This window comes from Chloracidobacterium sp. (assembly GCA_016716305.1).
In the GTDB taxonomy this organism is placed as follows: Bacteria; Acidobacteriota; Blastocatellia; order Pyrinomonadales; family Pyrinomonadaceae; genus OLB17.
In genome coordinates this window covers 469032-490261 of record JADJWP010000002.1, presented here as the reverse complement: position 1 = coordinate 490261, position 21230 = coordinate 469032, and the positions used below count along the sequence as shown (strand labels likewise).

General features: G+C 53.0%; 24 protein-coding genes. 9 read left to right on the top strand and 15 right to left on the bottom strand.

Translation table 11 applies throughout. The features are described 5' to 3' along the window. Positions 1–55: 55 nt before the first annotated feature. The 4 genes from IPM28_04075 to IPM28_04060 form a co-directional block, all read right to left on the bottom strand. Positions 56–922, bottom strand: coding sequence for an HAD family phosphatase (locus IPM28_04075; GenBank protein MBK9172170.1), 867 nt, complete (start codon positions 920–922; stop codon positions 56–58). Next, positions 919–1989: an endolytic transglycosylase MltG gene (mltG, locus tag IPM28_04070; GenBank protein MBK9172169.1), complete on the bottom strand. Its 1071-nt coding sequence runs from the start codon at positions 1987–1989 to the stop codon at positions 919–921. The genes IPM28_04075 and mltG overlap by 4 nt, the downstream gene beginning before the upstream one ends. Before the next feature lie 131 nt (positions 1990–2120). Continuing rightward, a complete protein-coding gene (locus tag IPM28_04065; GenBank protein ID MBK9172168.1) occupies positions 2121–2684 on the bottom strand; it encodes a glutathione peroxidase in 564 nt (187 codons plus the stop codon). A gap of 89 nt (positions 2685–2773) precedes the next feature. Continuing rightward, positions 2774–3790 carry an SPFH/Band 7/PHB domain protein gene (locus IPM28_04060; protein MBK9172167.1) on the bottom strand — a complete coding sequence of 339 codons (1017 nt, stop codon included), beginning with the start codon at positions 3788–3790 and terminating at the stop codon, positions 2774–2776. 511 nt (positions 3791–4301) lie between these two features. On the opposite strand from IPM28_04060, the gene IPM28_04055 reads away from it, so the two are divergent. Beyond that, a complete protein-coding gene (locus IPM28_04055) occupies positions 4302–5528 on the top strand; it encodes a threonine ammonia-lyase (GenBank protein ID MBK9172166.1) in 1227 nt (408 codons plus the stop codon). Between the two features lie 3 nt (positions 5529–5531). On the opposite strand, the gene IPM28_04050 is transcribed toward IPM28_04055, so the two are convergent. Together IPM28_04050 and IPM28_04045 are read right to left on the bottom strand one after the other, a co-directional pair. Then, the gene (locus IPM28_04050) at positions 5532–5894 is read right to left on the bottom strand and encodes a transglycosylase SLT domain-containing protein (GenBank protein ID MBK9172165.1); all 363 of its coding nucleotides are present in this window, start codon (positions 5892–5894) and stop codon (positions 5532–5534) included. Continuing rightward, a complete protein-coding gene (locus tag IPM28_04045; protein MBK9172164.1) occupies positions 5857–6906 on the bottom strand; it encodes a tetratricopeptide repeat protein in 1050 nt (349 codons plus the stop codon). Before IPM28_04045 ends, IPM28_04050 begins: the two co-directional genes overlap by 38 nt. Positions 6907–7057: 151 nt before the next feature. Between IPM28_04045 and IPM28_04040 the strand changes: the two genes are divergently transcribed. From IPM28_04040 to IPM28_04030, 3 genes are all read left to right on the top strand, one after another. Further along, positions 7058–7906: a sugar phosphate isomerase/epimerase gene (locus IPM28_04040; GenBank protein ID MBK9172163.1), complete on the top strand. Its 849-nt coding sequence runs from the start codon at positions 7058–7060 to the stop codon at positions 7904–7906. A gap of 25 nt (positions 7907–7931) precedes the next feature. After that, positions 7932–8900, top strand: a complete 969-nt coding sequence (locus tag IPM28_04035; protein MBK9172162.1) for a Gfo/Idh/MocA family oxidoreductase — start codon at positions 7932–7934, stop codon at positions 8898–8900. An 84-nt stretch (positions 8901–8984) separates the two neighbouring features. Continuing rightward, positions 8985–9434, top strand: coding sequence for an LITAF-like zinc ribbon domain-containing protein (locus tag IPM28_04030; GenBank protein MBK9172161.1), 450 nt, complete (start codon positions 8985–8987; stop codon positions 9432–9434). A 6-nt stretch (positions 9435–9440) separates the two neighbouring features. On the opposite strand, the gene IPM28_04025 is transcribed toward IPM28_04030, so the two are convergent. After that, the gene (locus tag IPM28_04025; protein MBK9172160.1) at positions 9441–10394 is read right to left on the bottom strand and encodes a hypothetical protein; all 954 of its coding nucleotides are present in this window, start codon (positions 10392–10394) and stop codon (positions 9441–9443) included. Positions 10395–10512: 118 nt separating this feature from the next. On the opposite strand from IPM28_04025, the gene IPM28_04020 reads away from it, so the two are divergent. Beyond that, a complete protein-coding gene (locus IPM28_04020) occupies positions 10513–11289 on the top strand; it encodes a hypothetical protein (GenBank protein MBK9172159.1) in 777 nt (258 codons plus the stop codon). Between the two features lie 354 nt (positions 11290–11643). Here the strand turns inward: IPM28_04020 and IPM28_04015 are convergent, their stop codons facing one another. The 4 genes from IPM28_04015 to pheS all read right to left on the bottom strand — a co-directional run bounded on the left by IPM28_04015 (position 11644) and on the right by pheS (position 15554). After that, positions 11644–12000: a cell division protein ZapA gene (locus IPM28_04015; protein MBK9172158.1), complete on the bottom strand. Its 357-nt coding sequence runs from the start codon at positions 11998–12000 to the stop codon at positions 11644–11646. Further along, positions 12001–12288, bottom strand: coding sequence for a hypothetical protein (locus tag IPM28_04010; protein ID MBK9172157.1), 288 nt, complete (start codon positions 12286–12288; stop codon positions 12001–12003). Between the two features lie 92 nt (positions 12289–12380). Further along, positions 12381–14483 carry a phenylalanine--tRNA ligase subunit beta gene (locus IPM28_04005; GenBank protein ID MBK9172156.1) on the bottom strand — a complete coding sequence of 701 codons (2103 nt, stop codon included), beginning with the start codon at positions 14481–14483 and terminating at the stop codon, positions 12381–12383. 66 nt (positions 14484–14549) lie between these two features. After that, positions 14550–15554, bottom strand: a complete 1005-nt coding sequence (pheS, locus tag IPM28_04000) for a phenylalanine--tRNA ligase subunit alpha (protein MBK9172155.1) — start codon at positions 15552–15554, stop codon at positions 14550–14552. Between the two features lie 215 nt (positions 15555–15769). Here pheS and tdh point away from each other — a divergent pair, with 215 nt between their 5' ends. From tdh to IPM28_03980, 4 genes are read left to right on the top strand one after another with little or no spacing between them, the layout of a single operon-like run. After that, a complete protein-coding gene (gene tdh, locus IPM28_03995) occupies positions 15770–16804 on the top strand; it encodes an L-threonine 3-dehydrogenase (GenBank protein MBK9172154.1) in 1035 nt (344 codons plus the stop codon). Between the two features lie 18 nt (positions 16805–16822). Then, positions 16823–17161: a hypothetical protein gene (locus IPM28_03990; protein MBK9172153.1), complete on the top strand. Its 339-nt coding sequence runs from the start codon at positions 16823–16825 to the stop codon at positions 17159–17161. A gap of 19 nt (positions 17162–17180) precedes the next feature. Continuing rightward, on the top strand, positions 17181–17579 hold the full coding sequence (locus IPM28_03985; protein MBK9172152.1) for a hypothetical protein: 399 nt from the start codon (positions 17181–17183) through the stop codon (positions 17577–17579). Positions 17580–17591: 12 nt separating this feature from the next. Beyond that, a complete protein-coding gene (locus IPM28_03980; GenBank protein ID MBK9172151.1) occupies positions 17592–18797 on the top strand; it encodes a glycine C-acetyltransferase in 1206 nt (401 codons plus the stop codon). 116 nt (positions 18798–18913) lie between these two features. Here IPM28_03980 and rplT read toward each other — a convergent pair whose 3' ends face one another. From rplT to IPM28_03960, 4 genes are all read right to left on the bottom strand, one after another. Further along, positions 18914–19291, bottom strand: coding sequence for a 50S ribosomal protein L20 (gene rplT / locus IPM28_03975; GenBank protein MBK9172150.1), 378 nt, complete (start codon positions 19289–19291; stop codon positions 18914–18916). Positions 19292–19380: 89 nt separating this feature from the next. Then, entirely contained in the window at positions 19381–19584 is a 204-nt protein-coding gene (rpmI, locus tag IPM28_03970; protein MBK9172149.1) for a 50S ribosomal protein L35, read from the bottom strand. Positions 19585–19599: 15 nt separating this feature from the next. Continuing rightward, positions 19600–20442: a M28 family peptidase gene (locus IPM28_03965; protein ID MBK9172148.1), complete on the bottom strand. Its 843-nt coding sequence runs from the start codon at positions 20440–20442 to the stop codon at positions 19600–19602. Positions 20443–20511: 69 nt separating this feature from the next. Then, entirely contained in the window at positions 20512–21204 is a 693-nt protein-coding gene (locus IPM28_03960; GenBank protein ID MBK9172147.1) for a translation initiation factor IF-3, read from the bottom strand. Positions 21205–21230 lie beyond the last annotated feature (26 nt).

Sequence of the window (21230 nt, the reverse complement as noted above, 5' to 3'; positions counted from 1 at the left end):
ACAAAACAAAAAAGTTAGCACGATTGGGACCGAAAGGCTAATTCGGGATTTCGGCCTACGACTTTCCGAATATAAATCGGTCAATAGCGGCGGCAACTCCATTCTCGTCATTGCTGAGCGTTGCTAAAAGATCGTCTCGTTCAAGCAGACTCGGATCGGCGTTTCCCATCACGACCGCGGTTCCGGCGAATTCGAGCATTTCGACGTCGTTAAAGTTATCACCGATCGCCATCACCTCGTCACGGGCTATGCCGTGGCGTTCGGCAAGTTTGGCAACCCCGGTTCCCTTGGATGCGTTGTCCGGCAGAATATCGAGAAGCGTGAAATCAAGCCGCGGGTAAACGGTAGCCAACAATGTGACCGTGTCGCCAAGCTCGCCCGCCAAAATGGATTGCATTTCAGCCATTCGCTCGCAGCCGCCTGAGAATGAGATATGTATCACTTCGTGGTCTGCGATCACATCTTCGAGCAGATGAACGTGGTGAACGGATTCTTCCGCTTCACTGCCGTGCATCGTCTTTGACCATTGAACATATTTTTGCAGCGGGACGTTGTCGTCCGAGATACGGTCGTACAGAAGAATTCCTTTTCCATGGGGATCCGCACTGAGCAAAGCATCGCCGCCAAACTTCTTACCTACACGTATTATCTCGGTCGAGATCGATGCCGGAAGCAGCGAAAAATCGACGGTCTCGAGACTATCGGCAAACTTGAGAAGAGCTCCGTTGTGTGTGATCAGAGGAGCATTCAGCGCCAGACGCTGGCCTATCGGGCGTGCATCGCGAAACCTCCGACCGGTCGCAATTGTGACCAGCACGCCGTTGTCTTCGGCCGCGCGGATAGCCTCCATGTTCGCTGCGGGGATGTTGCCACGCGAATCAAGTACTGTTCCGTCCAGGTCGAGGGCGAGAAGTTTTATCATTGGGCCGAGCCCTCGCGTTTCAACCTGCGCTGCTCCGCCAGCCACTTCTGATATTCAGCTTTGCCGCGTTCGAATTCGGCGGCGGAGGCATAGAAGTGGTGCGACCCGTCATTCTTTGCAACGTTCAGGACATAGAAGATGTAATCCGTTTGGACCGGATTCAACGCGGCCTGTATCGCACTCTCAGAGACGCTAGAGATCGGGCCGGGAGGAATGCCGCCGTATTTCCGCGTGTTGTAGGGCGATGTTGATTCGAGATCGCTTTTGTGGATCGTGCCGTCCCACCGCTTTTCCATCTTGGCGATATAAACGGCCGTTTGGTCAATGCCGAGCGGGATGTTCTTTGCAAGACGATTGTAGATGACCGAAGCGACTACGGGACGTTCGCTCTCGACCGGCGACTCGGTCTCGATCAGAGATGCGATCGTGACTATCTCGTGGGGCGTCCGGCCAAGCTGGCGTGCCCGTTCGTTCCATTCAGGCTTCCAGACTTTCTTGAATTGCTCGACGCCCTTTCGGAGGATGTCGGCCGGCGTTGCGTCGGGCGGCAGCTCGTATGTCGCGGGATAGATATATCCCTCGAGATTACGTGCTTCGGGGGCCAGATCTTTGATCAACGAGGTGTCCGCCATCAGCAAGAGTATCTGATCTTCGGTCATCGGCGGTTCCTGAGGGAATTGCTGCTCGATCCGCTTTGCAATGTCGAACCGAGTAAAGCCCTCAGGGATTACCAGCCGCGTTGTTTTTACAGAACCTTTTTCGAGCAGTTTCAGCGCATCGATCGGCGTGATCGGTGACGGGAAGGTGTACTCGCCGGCCTGCAATTTGGACGCATCGCCAAACAACCTGAGGTAAAGCAACAGCGGCATCTGTTCGCCGACGATACCTTCGCCATTGAGCTTGGCGATGATCTGAGCGGGTGTCGAGCCACGCTCGATGGTGATGAACTCGCCCGTTCGCTGATGTTCGCGGGGTGTTTTCAACGTCGCGTTCAGCCAATATCCAAAACCGGCAAGTGTGGCCAGGGCAAGAAATATCAAAAAAAGAGCGATCTTGATCAACTTCATAATATGGTCAGGAAGCAGTTTATCAGATGCCGATATCAGAACCGATGGCTGCAAAAAACGAAAAAGACCCGGCAGCTGGACGACGCTCCGGATCTCGATCGAATGCCCGGCGGCAATAGACGCCAGGCTGTCTACTTGGCCGCGAGTGCCGACTCGATCTTCGCTACCACCTCCGGATCGGTAGGCAGCGTGCTCGGGCTGAAACGAGCGATGATCTTGCCGTCCCTATCTGCAAGAAACTTCTCGAAGTTCCATGCGATGTCGCCGTCAAAGCCGGGATTGGTTTCCTTATGGGTAAGAAAGCGGTAGAGTGGATGCTGATCCGAACCCTTTACCGAGATCTTGCTGAACATTGGAAAGCTGACCTTGTAATTGAGGGTGCAAAATTCCTTTATCTCCTTCTCGGTCCCGGGCTCCTGACCAAGAAAGTTGTTGGCAGGGAAGCCGAGGACAGTAAAGCCCTTCTCCTTGTATTTATCGAAGATGCCTTGCAGCCCTTCGTATTGCGAGGTAAGTCCGCACCGGCTGGCGGTATTTACCAGCATCACCACTTTGCCTTTGTATGCATCGAGCTTGACGTCATTTCCGTCAATATCCTTCAACGTGAATTCGTACATCGAACTTTCCTTGACCCGTTCGGCCGGAGACGGGTTGAAAATAAAGCCGTAGGAATAGGCTGCAACCAGGACAGCCATGACACCGAGACTCAACACTATACCTAAAAGCTTCAGCATGGTTACAAATGTAGATCGCACAAGATCAAGCCTCCTACACGAAACTACCACTACCGATTAAGTTCTCGCGGGCTGCGAGGCGGAGCTGGCAGTTCTTCCTTTTTCTCGCCCGTTTCGGCGAGTACTTCCTTGATCGCTCCGATACTCGAGAGCATTGTGGACGTTTCCATCGGCATAAAGATCACTTTCGAATTCTGTGTTCGCGTCATATCACGCAGCGAATCGACGTATCGTGAGGTTATAAGGTATTGCGCGGTCTGCTCGGCGCTGCCGATCGCCTTGGCGATCTGGGCGATAGCCTGTGCCTCGGCATTAGCTGCCGTGAGGCGTGCTTGAGCAGCACCTTCAGCGTCGAGGATCGCAGACTGTTTGTTGCCCTCTGAACGAGTAACTGCGGCCTGCTTTTCGCCTTCGGCACGCGTAATTGCGGCCTGCTTATCGCCCTCGGCCTGAAGGATCAAAGCGCGGCGATTTCGTTCGGCCGTCATCTGCTTCTCCATCGTGATGCGGACATCTTCGGGAGGATTGATGTTCTTGACGTCGACGCGGGTCACCTTTACACCCCATTTGTCGGTTGCTTCATCGAGGATCAACCGAAGCTTCGAGTTTATCGCGTCGCGATTCGAAAGGGTGTGGTCGAGGTCCATTTCGCCCATTACCGATCGCATGCCGGTGATCGTCAATTGAACCAGACTACCGACCAGATCGTTGATCTCGTAAACCGATTTGATCGGGTCCGTGATCATCCAATAGACGACCGAGTCTACGTTGATCGTGACATTGTCGCGTGTAATGACCGGTTGCGGCGGAAGGTCGATATACTGTTCACGAAGGTCGATGGACGTGATCCCGGGCCTTACGTTCGTCCAATACACCGCTCGCGGCGATTCAAAGAACGGGACAATGATATTCAGGCCGCTCGACGCCACACGGTGAAACTTTCCTAGCCGTTCGATCAACAAGACACTTGACTGGGGCACGATCTTGACCGTCTTCCACGCAATGGTCAGAAGTGCGATTCCCAGGAAAAGCAGAAAAATTGCTCCAAGTCCGCCAATTATCTCCATATTGTCCTCCGTATTCTTGCTGAATCTAATATATCCGATTATCGGGAAAATTTGCAGGACTTCCGGTCGATTTCGAAACCAACACGAGCATGTCCGTAAATTCCGGATGGCTGCGTCTAAATGATTGGGCCGCGGATGATACGAAATTCGATCGGAAGTCGCGTTAAAGGATGGAATAAATCGAACTTCCAACGCAATGGTGTCGTAGGAAGCAACAGATACAAATTGACAACTGAACAGGACGCTCGGCCAGGGCACAGATCTCTCTTCTAATTCCGCAGTACATAACCTCAGGTCTACTTCATATATCTAACCTTTGTTCCGGCCGGGCGTCCTGTTCTTATTGCGCTCAGACTGCTTCGACCCGGCTCGCTTAAGATCTATCGAATCGCCGTTCCAGATCGCTTTCGAAAAAAGCGCCATTAACATCCGCCGCGAACTTGCCCGGCAAACCTCAAATCCGAATTTCCAATTATGATTTTGCGATAGTTGTCTTATAATTCAACGCAACATGACGGTTAGCATCACAGACATTATTTCCGCCCGAAAAAGGATCGGCGAGGTCGTACACACAACACCGATCATCAAGGACGAAAAGCTGACGAATTCGATCGGTTCGAGGATCTATTTGAAGGCCGAAAACCTCCAGCGGGCCGGTTCTTTCAAGATCCGCGGGGCGTTTAACAAGATCTCGCAGTTATCGGATGAAGAGAAGTCGCGAGGGGTTATAACGGCCTCCGCCGGGAACCATGCGCAGGGCGTTGCGCTTGCGGCAAAGCTCAACGGCATCAAAGCGACCATCGTTCTGCCTGAATTTGCGCCGCTGACAAAGATCGTTGCCACCAAGGCACTCGGTGCCGAAGTGATAATGCAGGGCGTCACTTTCGACGAAGCGGTCGATCACTCGCGTTCCCTACAGCAGGAACATGGATTCACTTATGTCCATGCGTTTGATGATGACAAAATAATTGCCGGCCAGGGCACTATCGGGCTTGAAATAGCCGAGTCTCGAGGCGATGTGACGGTCGTTGTCGTTCCGATCGGCGGGGGCGGGATAATTTCAGGTATTGCGATCGCCGTGAAGGAATTGATACCAAACGTCCGCGTGATAGGTGTCCAGGCGGCGAATGTTGCGCCTGTAAAGGCATCGCTGGCGGCGGGAAAACCGGTCGAGATCGATTACAAACCGACGATAGCTGACGGGATCGCGATAAAGCGTCCGGCTGAGCGTACTCTGGCCATCATCAAAGATAAGGTCGATGAGCTGGTCGAGGTCAGCGAAGAGGAAATATCGGACGCGATATTTCACCTTGCGCAGAACGCGCACCTGGTCGTCGAAGGCGCCGGAGCGGCCGGTGTCGCCGCCTTGATCGCCGGAAAGGTCAAGCTGAAACCTGAAGATCGAGTTTGCGCTGTGCTATGCGGCGGAAATATCGACGGCAATCTGCTTGCCCGCATCATCGAACAGGTGCTCGTACGCAACGGGCGTTATATCATTCTGAAAGTTTTAGTTCCGGACCGTCCGGGATCGCTTGCGGGAATGCTGCGTATCGTCGCTGAAAATCACGCGAACGTGATCGAGGTCTATCATCAGAGAGCTATCTGGCTGGCGCCGCTGGGAAGCGTAGGGATCGAAACGATCCTCGAGGTCCGGGATGAGGAACACGGCCAGCAACTGCAGGAGCGCCTGAAAGCCGCCGGATACTACGTCGAGCGGGGCGGCGAGGCATGGGATTGAGCGCTATCGCCGGTTGAGCTTTTCGTCATAAAGCTCTCGATAGACGCGGTAGTTGTTCATCACCTTGAATACATAGTTCTTGGTTTCGGCAAATCCGACCTCCGATGCAAATACCCCCGATTCACGTGGTTTGGTACGCGCTAGCCACCTAAGAGCATTGTCTTCACCGGCATTGTAGCTTGCGGCGATCACTTCATACATACCGCCGAACTCGTTCTTCAATTCGCGTATATAGATCGATCCGATCGCAAGATTTGTCTCCGGGTCATACAGGTCGTCCGGTTTGAGGTTGGGGTAACGAGCCTCATCTTTGTACTTTATCGCCGTATCAAAGACGAGTTGGACGAGCCCCGCGAGCTCCTGCAGGAGACTTAGCGTTCGCTTTGAACGAGCTTTCCTGCTTCATAATAGCGAGTACGAACCGGGGATCGATATTTTGTTTTGCCGAGTGCCTGAGTACTTGGGGGCCGAACATCACGGGATAATCGGCGTATAAACGCGGCGTAACATCGGCTATCTTTTCGACCTTGCCGCCGGCGAGCTTTTCGGCCGCAATGCCGCCATAATATGAGGTGAGCGTATTCGGGATCGATGCATAAGCCGCATTTGCTTCGGACCTTTTGCCAGATTTTTCCAAGGCAAGCGCTTTTAGATATCGAGCCTCTTCGGCTGACGTCATCGAACCGCGAAAGGACGAAAGAGAAAGAAGAGAATCGGCCGCTGCGATCGCCTCGGCCCATTGGCCTCGATGGATCTCCATTCGGGCCTTAGCCTGCAACGCATTGGCCTCGGTCGGCTTTCCTGTAAAGGCGAGAACGGTCTTGTTCACCCAATCGGTCGCTTTTGCGTATTCACCGGCTTCGCGATATGCGTCGATGATATTCAGATGAGCCGATTCGATCTTTTCGCCCTCCGGAAACATCGCGACGTACTGTTCGTAGACCTGCGCAGCTTCCAGATTACGGCCTGCACGAACGTAGCTCGCACCCTTGAACGCGAGCCCCTCACGGCCATCTTTCGTGTCAAGGTGATCTTTTGTCAGACGATCGAACCACTCGACCGCCTTCAGATACTCGCGTTCCCACATGTAGGAGCGCGCGGTTCCGAAAAGTGCCTTCGGAATTCCGATGTCATCGGGATATGCTTCCATCACCTTTGCCCAATGTTCGCGGGCCTGAGGAAACATTCGGTTGGCCATGTAGGTCTCGGCTCGAGCAAGGTGTTCGGCAACAGGCAATGTCGGCAGCTTGCCCTGTGATCCGACCCGAGCTGCATTGTCAGATTCGATCGCTCGACGAAGCGCTGCATCTGACGACTGCGAGTTGACGAGGGAAGCCGAAATGCCAACGATTACAGATATGAGAACTAGATTCTTCATGTTATTTGATGCAGGCAGGCGGAACTTACTACAAAAGATTACCCGATTGTTAGACGTTTGGGCAATAGGTCGGGTTGCAATGCTCCTTCGTTACGCAAACACATTGCGATGATGTTAAAATCGGATTTTAGTTGGTAAACGAGGGACTCTTATGCAATTAGCGATCAATGGAGCGACGACAATGACCGCCGATCTTGAAACCGACATTCGTTCGGCCGCGGCGGCTGGATTTGAATTAGTAGAATTCAGATCGAACAAACTTTATGATTATCTGGCAACGCGTTCGGTCGATGAACTGAAAGCACTACTCGCCGAAACGGGGATCGGTGTCTTGTCGATAAACACGCTCGAGCACATAACGTGGCGTTCGGATGAGGATTACGCCGCGATCAAGGAAGAATGTGAAAAGCTTTCGGCCATCTCAGCGGCGATCGGATGCCCGTATGTGCTTTCGGTTCCCGGAGCTTTGCGGCAAGGCCCGAAGACCGAAGAAGAGACGATCACGGAATCTGTCCGCGTTCTTAATGAGCTTGCAGACATCGCCGAACCGCACGGCATAAAGCTCGGTTTCGAGTTTCTCGGCGAGGCAGGGAACTCGGTGACGACGCTCGACCTTGGCAGCAAGATCGTTGACCTCGTCGGCCGCGAGAGCGTCGGGAACGTTATCGATACATATCATTTTTACGCGGGAAGCTCGTCGTGGGAAGCTCTTGAATCTCTTGATCCGAAGAAGCTATTCATCTTCCACATAAACGGTGCCGAAGATCTGCCAAAAGATCAATTGAACGATTCAAAGCGGCTTTATCCCGGCGAAGGCGTGTTGCCGATCGCGAGGATGAAGGAAACGCTTGACACGATCGGCTATGATGGCCCGGCGAGCGTCGAGATATTTCGTCCGGAATATTGGGAACGTGATCCGTTCGTTGTGGCAGCCGAAGCGAAGCAGGCAGCGGAAAAGGCTCTCGGATTGGGTCAGTATGCCGCGGGCGGAAGCTGGTAGCGTCAGTTAAAGACAATAAATCTGAATGGACAAGGTCAAAATAGGCATCGTTGGCACAGGTTATATAGGAAACGTTCACGGCCGGATATATTCGCGTGACGAGCGTACAGAGATCGCAGCGCTATACGACATCGTCCCCGAGCGGGCAGTGCGGACCGCAAAGAGCATCGGCGGCAAGGTTTGTTCATCGCGGGACGAATTGATGGAGAACTGTGATGCTGTGCTCGTCTGTTCGCCAAATAAGACACACAAGGAGATCGCCCTGCACGCGATCGCCGAAGGCAAGCATGTTTTCTGTGAAAAGCCTTTCGCGATCGGTATAGAAGATGCCGCAGAATTACGCGATGCGGCAAACGCGGGAAGGGGCGTGTTTCAGGTCGGGCATAATCGTCGCTTTGCACCTGTTTACGCGACGCTGAGGGAACTTCTAGAGAACGACAAAGCCCATTCAGCCCACATCAAGATGAACCGCGGTGAATTGAAAAACCCGGTCTGGACCGGCGATGTCAACGTTACCGGCGGGTTTCTTTATGAGACCACCATCCACCTTTTTGATATGATGCGGTTTCAGTTCGGTGAGATCGAAGAGTTGGTCGCGTACGGCTCACAGCACGAATACCCGGAACTCGATGAGTTTTCGATCATTTTTAAGTTCAAGAGCGGCTTTCATTGCACGTTTGCCTCTTCGTCGGACGCAAGCTGGCATTTTCCCTTTGAACGCATCGAGGTCTTCTGTCATCACCGCACGATCATGACCGAAGAGATGGAACGCTTGCTCGATTCCCGCGGAATGGACGCAAACTTTGAAACGCTCTCATTTCACATGACCGAAAAAGAAGAGCGTTGGGGCTACGTTCAGGAGGACCGTGCGTTCATCGATTCGATCTTGAACGGAACAAAGCCGCTCGTAACGGCTGATGATGGTTTCAAGTCGGTCGAGCTTGTCGAATCGGTTTATGCCGCGATAAGCTCTGGCGATCGAGTAAGATTCTGATCGCGTATCCAGTGATTTGGGAACTTTAACGGTAGCAAACCCGTTTATGAGTTCGTGAGAGTTATAATTGACGCTGCACCCTTTATGACCCAATGCACCAATTGCGGGCAAGCGAATTCGGATAACAGCCACTTCTGCCGGTTCTGCGGTCAGCGTTTTGCAGAGCGCCGACAGGAAAGCTACGACTTTAAGCCGCCGAGGCCGTACGCCTGGAAAACCGACGAATATCAAACGCTTGCAGAGGCACGCACGGCGCCGGAACAAGTACAGAGTTCATTTCCGGCCCCGGCGAACATACCAGTTATGCAATCGTTGCAGCAGCTGACCTACCGCGGACCGCAAGACCTCTCGGGCAATTACCGTTGTCCGTTCTGCCACACAAACTTCCTGCCCGTGATGGAACGGCGCGTTTCAACCGCCGGCTGGATAACCTTTGGCCTGCTCATGCTGTTTACGGTCGTTTTCTTTTGGATCGGTCTACTTCTGAAGGAGAACGTGGCGATCTGCCCGATCTGTAAACGTCAGGTCGCCTGAGACCGATCATCGTCGGTAATAATAGCCTTTCGGATGTTCGATCTTCACATCGGGCGTTGTTGTAGTGACCTCAACCCTGTAATATCCGCGTTTCATGTTTGTCGACAGGTAAGTAAGCAAAAACTGTCTGGTAAGCAACACGCCTAGCTCGCGAAAAAACGGGTCGAAACTTATCGGGGCGATAGTTCCTTGGAAAAAGGCACGGCCTCCGGTCTCGTCGGCAAGACGTTCGAGTGAACCCTGGCCGAAGAGGACTCTTTGCGTGTTCCCCGAATCGGTCAACACCGTGGGAGAGTAAAACGCGAAGACAGCAACGTTCTTTCGCTGAGCGCGCTGAATGGAACGCTCAAGGTCGATGCTCTGGCCGGGACTTGCACCGGAAATGCCGCTCGAGAGATCGAGTCCGTCCGACACGAGAAGCACGGCACGGCGACCAGCCGGTAAAGCATCAAATCGATTAAGGGCGTCTACCAGTCCGTCGAAGGGATTTCTTGGCGAAGAAACACTGCTTGAAGTGACGATCCGCAGCGAAGAGGCAGCGTTTTCAAGGTCGTTAGTAAACCGCTGCCTTATCTGAACCGATCCGCCCCTGATATATCCGACCATGACCCGTGAGCCCTTCGGCAAGCCCCGAATGAACCGTGCGACGTCGCGGATCTGAAGATTGAATGACGATGTCAGGTCGTCCTGGATCAGCACGGCGAGAGCGAGAGGAGCGTCGACAACGCTGCGGATCGAGAGGATCGTCATTTCCTCACGATTTTCCTTGACCGTTAATTGGTCGACCTGAAGAAGCTCTTCGGCCTGACCTTCGCGCAATTCTTGTTTGGTAAATATCGAGATCGGGATCGAGACCGTCCGAACCTTCTGATTTGTTGGGGGTTGCGCGCGGATCTGTGCTGCAAATGATCCAGAGATCGAGACTGCGGCTGCAAAAAAGAAAACGACGACCTTCGTCATACCTTACGGCCTCCAAACCCGGTCCCGAAATAGTAATACAAGTGATCGGTTCCCAAAAAGTTTGTGATGACGAAAGTTTGAATTAAGTTCGCACAGTTTGTAAAGTAAATCGATACGAATGAGTGAATTACCGACGAAATATGACATCAGCAGCCGCGAACTTGCTCGCGGTAGGAACCTGAAGATCGCGGCTTTCGCATCTCCGGTCGTCCTAACGGTCGTTCCGGCCGTGGTCTCGCTAGTGCTTTTCGTCCTATTTGGAGCGACTCCTCCGGTCGCTGCGACGATCCTGTTTCTAGGTTTTGTGATCACCCTGATCGGGCTGATAAAGGGATTGATCCTGTCCGGAATATTCGCCTATAAATATTCGAAATGGTCTGACGAGACAAGGGAGCGGATCGCTGCGGACGGCATAAAAGCCGAGGAGATCGACTGGTTCAAACGCGAGCTGAAGCCGAACGAAAAGCGTGTGTTGAGGGAACTGACGCGAACCGATCTTTTGCTTGCAGACGCATATCGTGAAACGCTCGCATCGCGGCTTACCGCAACGCGGATAATCAAGTCATCAAAGCGCGAGCTGCAGACTTCGCAGCGGCGAGAGGCGAAATTAAAGTCACTTAGAAGCAGCAATGCCGACAAGTTTCTCGGCGAGATCGAGAAAGATGTAGCAAAGCTGTCTGCGATAAATACCGACGCAAAGCAAATGCTGATCGAAGCCGAATCGAGACTGCAGATGATCGAGGCGGCAGCGCTTCGTGGTTCGGGCCTGGCGAATTCCGAACTCGCGCTCAAGAAACTCTCCGCACGCTCAAAAGAACTTCCGCTTGCGCTTGAGGAAGCGAAAATGACAGATGAAATAAGGGCAGAGCTGGAACTCGAGATGGAAAAACAATAAAGGCCGGAACGTAATTCCGGCCATTTTTGGCAAGTGATTTTCGGCGATGGTAACCGCTAAAGCCGTTCCTAACGCTTGAATTGAACCTGGTTTATCAGGTGGGTGGCCTTCTGTTTCGAAAAACATCTGAGCCTCCTTCTACGGAAAACCCCTATCGAGGTCTGCACCGAATTCGGCATTAGCCTCCCGCAATTCAAGTGTTGGCTCAATTATTGGTGCGTCAGGTAACAAACCCAGCAGAAATAATCCTTCGCCTAATTCAGGACTATAGCATTTCGCTCGGGGAATGGGAAGAGTTTCCAGACAAAAAAAGCGGCCGTTCGCCGCCGCCTACATGCCCGGATCTGGTGTCCGCTACATCGATTGGTCGGTGTCCAGTTCCTGCGGGATCACATCCTTGTGCTTCAAAACGCGGTCAAGAAGTTCTGTACATTCCGCGCTTCTCGAAGCCAGTTGGGCATCGATCTGAAGTTGATGGTTTTTCTGCTGATGAAACTCGTCGGCGATGTGCAGCGCGGCGAGTATCGCAACCTTCAAAGAATCGACCGTCAACGTTCCGGAGGCTATATCGCGCATTTTGCTGTCGACGTATTCGGCGAGGCGATGAATATATTCATTGTCACCGTCAGAGCGGATACTATACGTTTGATTGTAGATCTCTACACGGATCGTCTGCTCGGCCGATTCCGGGTTTGGCTTTCCGGTTTCCATTTATTGAAGTCTCCCAACCGCTTCTGCCACCTCTGAATCGATAATGGTCATCGCGTCAAGCATTGCTTCGACCTTGAGCTGGATCGCATCGCGTTCCGTCAGCAGGTCCTCGACCTTTTCCTCCAAACGGGCCTTTTCCGATTCCAATACGCTGGCGTTCCGACGAAGGTCAAGAAGTTCTTTCTCGATCTTTTCGTTCTCTTCACGCATTTTCTTGGCAAACTCGATCGTAAGGTAAATCTTATCCTCGAGATGCGAGAATTTCTCCATTCCCGTAAGGCCGTTCATCTAGCTGTCTCCAAAATTTGTGTGGTGTAATAACTTGTGGAAAGAATTATCTGCATTTTCTCGGCAAACTTCAAGTAACATCGATTTAAATCCTAAATTCGCGGTCGAACGCCCAATTCTGACTCCAGCGCGGCTAAGATCGAGGCATGAGTTTCGTTCACTTCCGCTTCTGTCAGAGTGCGTTCGTCACTGCGGTATTCTAATCGGATCGTCAGCGAACTCTCATTATCCGCAAGTCCTTTGCCCTGAAAAGAGTCGACAAATCCAACACTTTGACAGATCGGGATCGCGAGAGACTCAACAACCGAACGGATCGACGCGAACCGTTGGTCGCGCCTCACCAGTAGCGAAACGTCGCGTAGGACCGAAGGATATTTCGGTAAAGGCTCATAACGAACCGGTTCCGTTTTCTGCGCCAAAATGGCCTGAAGATCGATCTCCGCAACATAGACAGGTTGTCTAAACTTGTAATTGCCGGCGATCTCCTCGTTTATCCGTCCAACAGATCCGACTTCGACGCCTCCAACGATCACTGCTGCAGCTTGACCGCGTCTCAAATGCCTTGCGTCGGTGGGAATGAAAGCAGCATTGGAGATACCGACCGCATTTAGAACCAGTTCAACAGCTCCCTTAACATCGAAAAAATCCAACTCTCGAGACGGCATAAGCCGGCCCTCTCCAACGTCGCTGCCCGTCATTACCAGCCCGAACAGTTCGCGCTCTCGCGGCAGGCTGCCGGCGGAACTCTCGGCTGCAAAGGCTTTGCCTAACTCAAAAAGAGTGATGTCGCGGTTCTGATGGTTGAAATTGAGTTTTGCTGCCCCGAGAAGACCGGGAAGCAGAGACGCCCGCATCCGTACAGCGCCTTCGATAACGGAATCGCGAAGGGTCACGTATGGCTCATCAAGCGACGGTGTGACGAGGCCTGGAACTGTCTCAAATAGGCCATCGTTTGCTGCATCGATGAAACTGTAGCCGATCGCTTCAATGCAGCCGAGTGCTGCCAAAGAGTTGCGAACACGCTTCTTCTGCTCCTCATTGCTTTGGTACTCACCCGCACCATATGCGGGCGGCAGTTCGTCAGCGATGTTCTCATACCCAAAGTGTCGGGCGATCTCTTCGACAAGGTCTTCTTCGATCGCAATGTCATGTCGCCAGGACGGCGAGCGGTAGATCGCTGAAAGCGCACTCGAACTCACGGCATCAATGCCGAGCGATGAAAGAATATGAGAACATTCGTCGTTAGAAACGCTGAGTCCGGTCAGACGTTTTACCGCCGCTGAGATGTCGCGTGATTCGACCTCCTTTGCCGAAAGCCGCGTTGGGAAAATGTCAACTATATCCGCAACGTCTCCGCCGGCTAATTCACGTATAAGTTCGACGGCGCGATCTGACGCCCGTACCAGATTGTCGATATCGACGCCACGTTCGAATCGATAGCTTGCTTCGGTCGCAAGATCCAGTTTTCGCGATGTCTGCCTGACGCTGTCGCGCATGAAGTAGGCAACCTCGATCAGAACGTTGGTTGTCGTATCGGTAATGCCGCTCGCCGATCCGCCCATGACTCCTGCGACCGCAACGGGTTTTTCGGCGTCGCAAATGACCAACATACTCGCGTCAAGCGTTCGCTCAACGTCATCGAGAGTAGTGATCGATTCACCTTGACGCGCCATGCGAACGACGATGCGGCCCTCGGTCAGTTTGTCCAGGTCGAACGCGTGCATTGGCTGGCCAAGTTCGAGCATTACATAGTTTGTTATGTCGGCGATGTTGTTGATCGACCGCTCGCCGAGAGACTCAAGGCGATCGACGAGCCATTGCGGCGAAGGTCCGACCTTGACGCCGCGGACGATACGGGCAGTGAATCGGTGGCAGATCTCAGGTGCGAGTATGTTTACTATTTCAGGCGCAAGCAATGCGGGAAACGGGATAGCGCCGGCATCGGCTGGATCATCGGAACTGCTTTCGACCGAGCCTATGGCTTTGCCGAATCCTGCCAAAAGCTCGCGCGCAACGCCGAGATGCGACAGGCAGTCCGGCCGGTTCGACGTCAGGTCGATGTCGAGCACGAAATCATCCTTATGCTGGTGAATGCCCTCAACCGCCAACCCAACACGGGTCAATGCCGCCGCCGTCTCCTCGGGCGAAAGGTCTATATCAATAAGCTCCTTGAGCCAGTTGTAACTGATGTTCATATGGAGCGCCGACACCATGCCGGCGAATCTGGAAAGTTTACTGGCCGGCAAGCTGCCGGCGTTCCGTTATTTAAACTGCTTCAAGAACCTCACATCGTTTTCGAACATATGGCGGATGTCGTCGATGTTGTACATCAGGGCGGCCATCCGTTCGAGGCCGAAGCCGAATGCGAATCCCGAGTAGACGGTCGGATCGACACCGACGGCGCGCAGCACGTTCGGATGGACCATTCCCGAACCTCCAAGCTCGATCCAGCCCGAGCCCTTGCACGGACGGCAGCGGTCGCCGTTCGATGTGCCCGAACCGTGACAAACGAAGCACGAGAAATCGAACTCAGCCGAAGGCTCCGTGAAAGGGAAGTACGACGGGCGGAAACGCGTGACGGTGTCCTCACCGAAGAGCCGTTTGAGCCATTCGGTCACCGTTCCTTTTAGGTGAGCCATCGTGATTCCTTTATCTACACAAAGGCCTTCGATCTGATGGAACATCGGCACGTGCGTCATATCCGGCGTATCGCGGCGGAACACGCGGCCCGGGGCGATCACACGCAGCGGCACGCCGCGGCGTTCCATCGCCCGGATCTGCACGGTCGATGTTTGCGAACGAAGTGCAAATCCGTCTGTCGTATAGAACGTGTCCTGCGATTCGCGGGCCGGATGGCCATCGGGAATGTTCAGGGCGTCGAAATTGTAATAGTCGGTCTCGATCTCGCGGTCGTCTTCGATCGCGTAGCCCATCGAAACGAAAATGTCCTCGATCTTTTGCCGCAGGATCGTGATCGGGTGCAGATGACCGGTCCGCGGACGCCGGCCCGGAATGGTAACATCGAGGCGTTCGCGCTCGATCTTCAATTCATTGATTCGTTCGGTCAAGCGAGCTTCACCGGTTTCCAATGCCGAAACGATGTCGCGCTCAAGGGCCTGGACGGCTTGAGCGAATGCGGACCGGTCAGATTCGTCGATCTGTCCTATCGACTTTTTCAGCTCGACCAGCCTCGATCTCTTTCCGGTAAGCCGTATTCGAATATCCAGAAGGTCACGGAGCTGCGATTCGGCGTCGGCGAGTAACATTCCATCGACAGAGACATTAGCGAGGTGGCCGATCTCACTGAATGCTTCGCTTCGAAGTTGCTCTATTTTTGCGAGGGCCTCAGACATAAACACTAAGGATAACCGATTTAGGGGTCGGAAATACAATTTCGCCTGCAATTTTATCGGCCGTTTCGCACGAGGGACAGAGCTCTGATATCATGAGCCGTTGGAACTCGAGATCGACGGTCAACCGAATGAAAGCAATCGTAAAAAGCAGAGCAGAACCGGGCCTTTGGATAGAGGATGTCGCTGAGCCCGAAATGGGAATAAACGACGTGATGATCCGCGTAAAGCGCGGCGGCATTTGCGGCACGGATCTCCACATTTACAATTGGGACGCCTGGGCACAGGCCACGATCAATGTGCCGACCACGATCGGCCATGAGTTCGTCGGCGAGATCGTCGATGTCGGGTCGAACGTGGTCGATTTCAAGGCGAGCGATGTCGTCAGCGTCGAGGGCCATCTCGTCTGCGGACGCTGCCGAAACTGCATGGCAGGCAAGCGTGCCCTTTGTGCAAACACACGCGGTGTAGGCGTCAACATGGACGGCGGGTTTGCGGAGTTCATCGCCGTGCCGCACACGAACATCTGGAAGCACAAGCCGGGCATCGACCTCGACGTCGCGGCGATCTTTGACCCCTTTGGCAATGCCGTCCATACCGCACTCGAGTTTGAAGTGTTCGGCGAAGACGTGCTCATCACCGGAGCCGGCCCGATCGGCATAATGGCGGCCGCGGTCGCCAAGCACGCCGGAGCACGCAACATTGTGATCACGGACGTAAACCCGTTCCGGCTCCAGCTTGCCGAGAAAATGGGGCACGTTACCCGCGCCGTCGATGTCAGCAAGACGTCGATCAAGGACGTCCAGAAAGAACTCGGCATGAAGGAAGGTTTCGACGTCGGCATGGAAATGTCTGGCGTTCCCGTCGCGTTCAAAGATATGCTTGCCAATATGTTCCACGGCGGCAAGATTGCCTTCCTCGGCATCCCGGCCGAGCAGTTCGCCATCGACTGGAAGACCGTCATCTTTAACATGATCACCATCAAAGGCATCTACGGCCGCCAGATGTACGAAACCTGGTACCAAATGTCCAACCTCCTCGACGCCGGAGTCGACATCTCGCCCGTAGTCACGCATCGGTATTCGTATAGGGATTTCGAGCAGGGATTCGAGGCGATCAAGGAAGGGAACTGCGGAAAGGTGGTCCTGGATTTTGAATCGATTTGACCTGCTGTGTAGCTGAAGATGGGAGCCGATTCGACATACTTGTTCTACGGAGTGCGGTATCAGGTTTCCGACGAATCCGAGATATCGCAGCTTGGAACCGGCACTCACCCGCTGTTGAAGGCCGCAAAAAAGGCCCGTCTTCAAACTGTTTGGGGCAACTTCGATGTGGATGGTGGTGAATATTATCTCCTTTACGTTGGTCGGCAGCTTGCTGCGTTAGGGCATGAAGGAGTTTCCGATATTGAAATCTCGGATATTGATCTCGCAAGAGTTCAATTAGATGTCCGTCGCAAACTTTCGGTCGCGGGATTTTCGTTGACCCCAGCCCGCTTTGCACAATTTGAGGCTGACGTCTAAAACCGTGAAACTATCGATAATGCCAACGTCGCTGCAAGATGAACTTGAGATAATTTGGTCTGAAACAGATGTTAGTATCGTGCTCGACGCTCATGAGCGGCTAAAGGCGTTTGCTACCAAAGAAGATTTGTCTATGCTTCTCGATGCTCTAAAATCTGAAAAGAATGATTTCTGGACGCGAGAATTGCTCGCTGAGCCAATAGCTTATCTGGGCGGTTCAGAGTGCCTTCCGGAACTATTTGACGCCCTGGATAGGAATTATCAGGACGGGCATGACAACGACAGCCTTGCTCATTTCTTGACCGAAATTGCCGGGCTGGAACCCGCCGCGTGTCGAGCTAAGCTAGAAGAGCTTCTGAACTCGCCAGACTTTCCGCACCATAAGTACGCCAAATGGCTTTTAGAATTCTGTAACTAGGGTACGAACGATATGTACGCCAAATTCAAAGAATACTTAGAAAATACCATTGACGAGATCCGCGATGCAGGACTCTACAAATCCGAACGCGTCATCGACGGCCCGCAGGATGCGCATATTGATGTGAATGGGCGTGAGGTCCTCAACATGTGCGCGAACAACTATCTCGGGCTGAGCGATCATCCGGCGATAGTTGATGCGGCGAGGCGATCGCTTGATGAATGGGGCTATGGGCTTTCGAGTGTGCGATTTATCTGCGGAACGCAGGCGATACATAAAGAGCTTGAGAGGAAGATCAGCGAATTTCTCGGTACCGAGGACACGATCCTTTACACGAGCTGTTTTGACGCCAACGGAGGCCTTTTCGAGACGCTGCTTGGCGAAGAGGACGCGATAATTTCCGACGAACTCAACCACGCGAGCATCATCGACGGCGTGCGTTTATGCAAAGCTCAGCGATTCCGCTACAAGAACAGCGACATGACCGACCTGGAGGCGAAGCTTGAGGAGGCGAAGTCCGCCAGATTTAAGATGATCGCCACCGACGGCGTGTTCTCGATGGATGGTTACATCGCGAAGCTCGATGAGATCTGCGACCTCGCCGAAAAATACGACGCTCTTGTAATGGTCGATGATTCGCACGCGGTCGGCTTTATGGGCAAGACCGGCCGAGGCGTCCACGAACATCACAATGTGATGGACCGCGTCGACGTTATCACCGGAACGCTCGGCAAAGCGCTTGGTGGAGCCAGCGGCGGCTACACGAGCGGCAAAAAAGAGATGATCGAACTGCTGCGTCAGCGTTCGCGTCCGTATCTGTTCTCAAACTCCGTCGCCCCGCCGATCGTCGCCGCATCGATCGCCGCGATCGACCTGCTCACCGGGTCGACCGAACTCCGCGACAAGCTGATGGACAACACCCGATACTTCCGCGAAAAGATCCAGGAAGTCGGGCTCGAAGTTCTGCCGGGCGAACATCCGATAGTGCCCGTGATGTTTGGCGAGGCCGGGCCGGCTGTGAAGATGGCAGAGGCGTTGCTCGAAAAGGGCGTGTATGTCATCCCGTTCTCTTTCCCGGTGGTACCGAAAGGCAAGGCTCGGATCAGAACGCAGGTTTCCGCAGCACATTCAAAGGAAGATCTGGATTTTGCGGTTGAGAAGTTTGCCGAGGCGAAAGCGGAATTAGGACTTACATCAATTGCAACTAGCTTAAGCTAGGGGACATGATTCAATAAAGAAATAGGCTTTAGCCAAGAACTCGGAGTTTCGGCTAAAGCCTATCTTTCTGTTAAAAGCTGACCACTAGCTGGAGTAAGTGGCAATTTATAATTGTTTTAAGCCGCTGCCTGCTGTTGCTTGCTGATCGCGTCTTTGGCCTGTCCAGCGATCAACGCGAACGTCTCCGGCTGTTTTACAGCGATATCGGCAAGCGATTTGCGATCGAGTTCGATACCGGCAAGGCTCAATCCATGAATGAACTGTGAATACTTCATGTCATTCAAGCGGCATGCTGCGTTGATGCGGACGATCCACAGTTTGCGAAAATCACGCTTCTTCAGCTTCCGGCCGGTGTATGCGAAATTCAACGCACGTTCGACCGATTCTTTAGCCGAACGGTACAGCTTCGACTTTGTTCCACGATAGCCTTTGGCTAAGGCTAATATCTTTTTGCGTTTCTCGAGACGCTTATTCCCACGTTTTGCTCTTGGCATTTATTCACTCCTCCGTCGTGAAATTGAGAATGGAAAATGGACAATGTTAAATCGTCACGAACTCTCAATTTTCAGGTTTCAATTCTCAATTAATCTCTTCCGTACGGCAGCATCTTTTCGACGCGTTTCTGATCGCCTTCGGATACCAATGTATCGATATCAAGATTGCGTTTTCGTTTGTTGGTCTTTTTGGTCAAGATGTGACGCGCATGCGAATGCCCGCGTTTGAACTTGCCAGACGCAGTCGAGCGAAATCGCTTCGCGGCACCTTTGTGTGTTTTCAGTTTTGGCATGACTTTCTCCTAAAGTTACTTATCTAATATTCTTATTGCGGCCTCAACGATCGGCAGCGATCGGACCACCGCCGCGGCATCGATCTTATCGAGCGTGTCGCTTTCAGTGTGTATGGTGGTAAGCGCTTTTGGCATTTTTCCGGGTGCCGGAGCTTCACCACCTAAGAGTTGAACGATCCCGCTTACTTCGTCGGCCGAAAGCAGGCTGAATGAATAGGTTTCAACACCACCGGCCTTAAAACTCAAATGGTCGCTCGGGGGATATACGCTTCCATGGACGGCATTGAATTTTGATGCGGCTGACGAATCCAATAAAGACCGGACGAAGGCTGATGGTTCGCCTTCCGACCATAGCCAAAGCGTATCTCCGTAACCATAAACATCGAAATTTATGTAAACGGCCGGCAGCCCGGCATCTTTTCTGTTTTCAACGAATATCCTTGAACCGTGAAGCCCCTGTTCCTCGTGATCCCAAAATGCCGCCTGCAAATTGGTGTCCTTTAACGGACTATCCCGGAATGCCCGTAAAAGCATCAGGACAGCAGCCGATCCCGAGGCGTTGTCGACCGCACCTTTTCCGGCGGCAACGCGGTCGTAATGTGCACCGATCATCACTGTCCGTTTCGCACGCGGATTTGAGACTTCACCGAAGATATTGTTTCCTCGGACGGTTGCACCGTCACGCGTTTTTCGTGAGAATCCCTCGGTTGAGACGCGGACCTTGATTGCTGATAGCTCGGCCTTTATCGCCGCACCGCGCTCTTCAGAGTTTGCACCGGATGCTATGCGTTCGATCAGCGCGGTATAGTCCTTTGCATCAAAGCCAGACTTTACACCGGCCGCCTGACCGAAGGACACGACTGCAACTACAGCGATTAGAATTAGGGTTTTGGCGAATCTCACGAACATAGTACGGTTGGTCCGTTTTTAGAAAATCTCGTCGTCGTCCTTGGCAACTTCCGATTGGACCTCAGCCGTCGCCGGCTTATCAGAGCTCCTTTCGGGTTTCGCAGGCTTTTCATCCTTCTTCGCCGCCTTATCGGCAGACGGTTTCTTTTCTGCGACCTTCGTTTTCTTGGGTACAAAGATCGTGAACATCTGATAGCCTTCCATCTTCGGAAAGACCTCAACCTCGGCAAGGTCGATAAGGTCCTCGGTCAGCTTTTTCAGTATCTTTGCTCCAAGCTCGCGGTGTGTCATTTCACGTCCGCGAAATGCGATGGCTGCTCTCACCTTGTCGCCGCCCTCAAGCCATTCCCGAGCATGCTTCATCCGGTAGTCGTAATCGTGATCGTCGGTGCCCGGGCGAAATTTGATCTCTTTGACCTGAACAGTTACCTGTTTTTTCTTCGCTTCATGGGCCTTTTTCTTTTGTTCGTAAAGAAACTTACCGTAATCGATGATCTTACATACCGGCGGTTTCGCATTCGGGGCGATCTCTACAAGATCAAGTCCCATTTCACGTGCCTTTTGGATAGCGTCACGCGTATCCATCACGCCAAATGCTTCGCCATCTTCCGTCACGACCCGCACCGAAGGAACCCTAATTCGTTCGTTCGTACGGTGAAGCGGCTCGCGAAATCGCGGCCTCTGACTCCTTCCACCAAATCTTCTAGCGATACAGACCTCCTGATGTGTGAAACGTT

Excerpts from the sequence above, each read along its gene's own strand:
- IPM28_04075 (MBK9172170.1), bottom strand. The coding sequence starts at position 922 with ATGATAAAACTTCTCGCCCTCGACCTGGACGGAACAGTACTTGATTCG.
- mltG (MBK9172169.1), bottom strand. The coding sequence starts at position 1,989 with ATGAAGTTGATCAAGATCGCTCTTTTTTTGATATTTCTTGCCCTGGCC.
- IPM28_04065 (MBK9172168.1), bottom strand. The coding sequence starts at position 2,684 with ATGGCTGTCCTGGTTGCAGCCTATTCCTACGGCTTTATTTTCAACCCG.
- IPM28_04060 (MBK9172167.1), bottom strand. The coding sequence starts at position 3,790 with ATGGAGATAATTGGCGGACTTGGAGCAATTTTTCTGCTTTTCCTGGGA.
- IPM28_04055 (MBK9172166.1), top strand. The coding sequence starts at position 4,302 with ATGACGGTTAGCATCACAGACATTATTTCCGCCCGAAAAAGGATCGGC.
- IPM28_04045 (MBK9172164.1), bottom strand. The coding sequence starts at position 6,906 with ATGAAGAATCTAGTTCTCATATCTGTAATCGTTGGCATTTCGGCTTCC.
- IPM28_04040 (MBK9172163.1), top strand. The coding sequence starts at position 7,058 with ATGCAATTAGCGATCAATGGAGCGACGACAATGACCGCCGATCTTGAA.
- IPM28_04035 (MBK9172162.1), top strand. The coding sequence starts at position 7,932 with ATGGACAAGGTCAAAATAGGCATCGTTGGCACAGGTTATATAGGAAAC.
- IPM28_04030 (MBK9172161.1), top strand. The coding sequence starts at position 8,985 with ATGACCCAATGCACCAATTGCGGGCAAGCGAATTCGGATAACAGCCAC.
- IPM28_04025 (MBK9172160.1), bottom strand. The coding sequence starts at position 10,394 with ATGACGAAGGTCGTCGTTTTCTTTTTTGCAGCCGCAGTCTCGATCTCT.
- IPM28_04020 (MBK9172159.1), top strand. The coding sequence starts at position 10,513 with ATGAGTGAATTACCGACGAAATATGACATCAGCAGCCGCGAACTTGCT.
- IPM28_04015 (MBK9172158.1), bottom strand. The coding sequence starts at position 12,000 with ATGGAAACCGGAAAGCCAAACCCGGAATCGGCCGAGCAGACGATCCGT.
- IPM28_04010 (MBK9172157.1), bottom strand. The coding sequence starts at position 12,288 with ATGAACGGCCTTACGGGAATGGAGAAATTCTCGCATCTCGAGGATAAG.
- IPM28_04005 (MBK9172156.1), bottom strand. The coding sequence starts at position 14,483 with ATGAACATCAGTTACAACTGGCTCAAGGAGCTTATTGATATAGACCTT.
- pheS (MBK9172155.1), bottom strand. The coding sequence starts at position 15,554 with ATGTTACTCGCCGACGCCGAATCGCAGCTCCGTGACCTTCTGGATATT.
- tdh (MBK9172154.1), top strand. The coding sequence starts at position 15,770 with ATGAAAGCAATCGTAAAAAGCAGAGCAGAACCGGGCCTTTGGATAGAG.
- IPM28_03990 (MBK9172153.1), top strand. The coding sequence starts at position 16,823 with ATGGGAGCCGATTCGACATACTTGTTCTACGGAGTGCGGTATCAGGTT.
- IPM28_03985 (MBK9172152.1), top strand. The coding sequence starts at position 17,181 with ATGCCAACGTCGCTGCAAGATGAACTTGAGATAATTTGGTCTGAAACA.
- IPM28_03980 (MBK9172151.1), top strand. The coding sequence starts at position 17,592 with ATGTACGCCAAATTCAAAGAATACTTAGAAAATACCATTGACGAGATC.
- rplT (MBK9172150.1), bottom strand. The coding sequence starts at position 19,291 with ATGCCAAGAGCAAAACGTGGGAATAAGCGTCTCGAGAAACGCAAAAAG.
- rpmI (MBK9172149.1), bottom strand. The coding sequence starts at position 19,584 with ATGCCAAAACTGAAAACACACAAAGGTGCCGCGAAGCGATTTCGCTCG.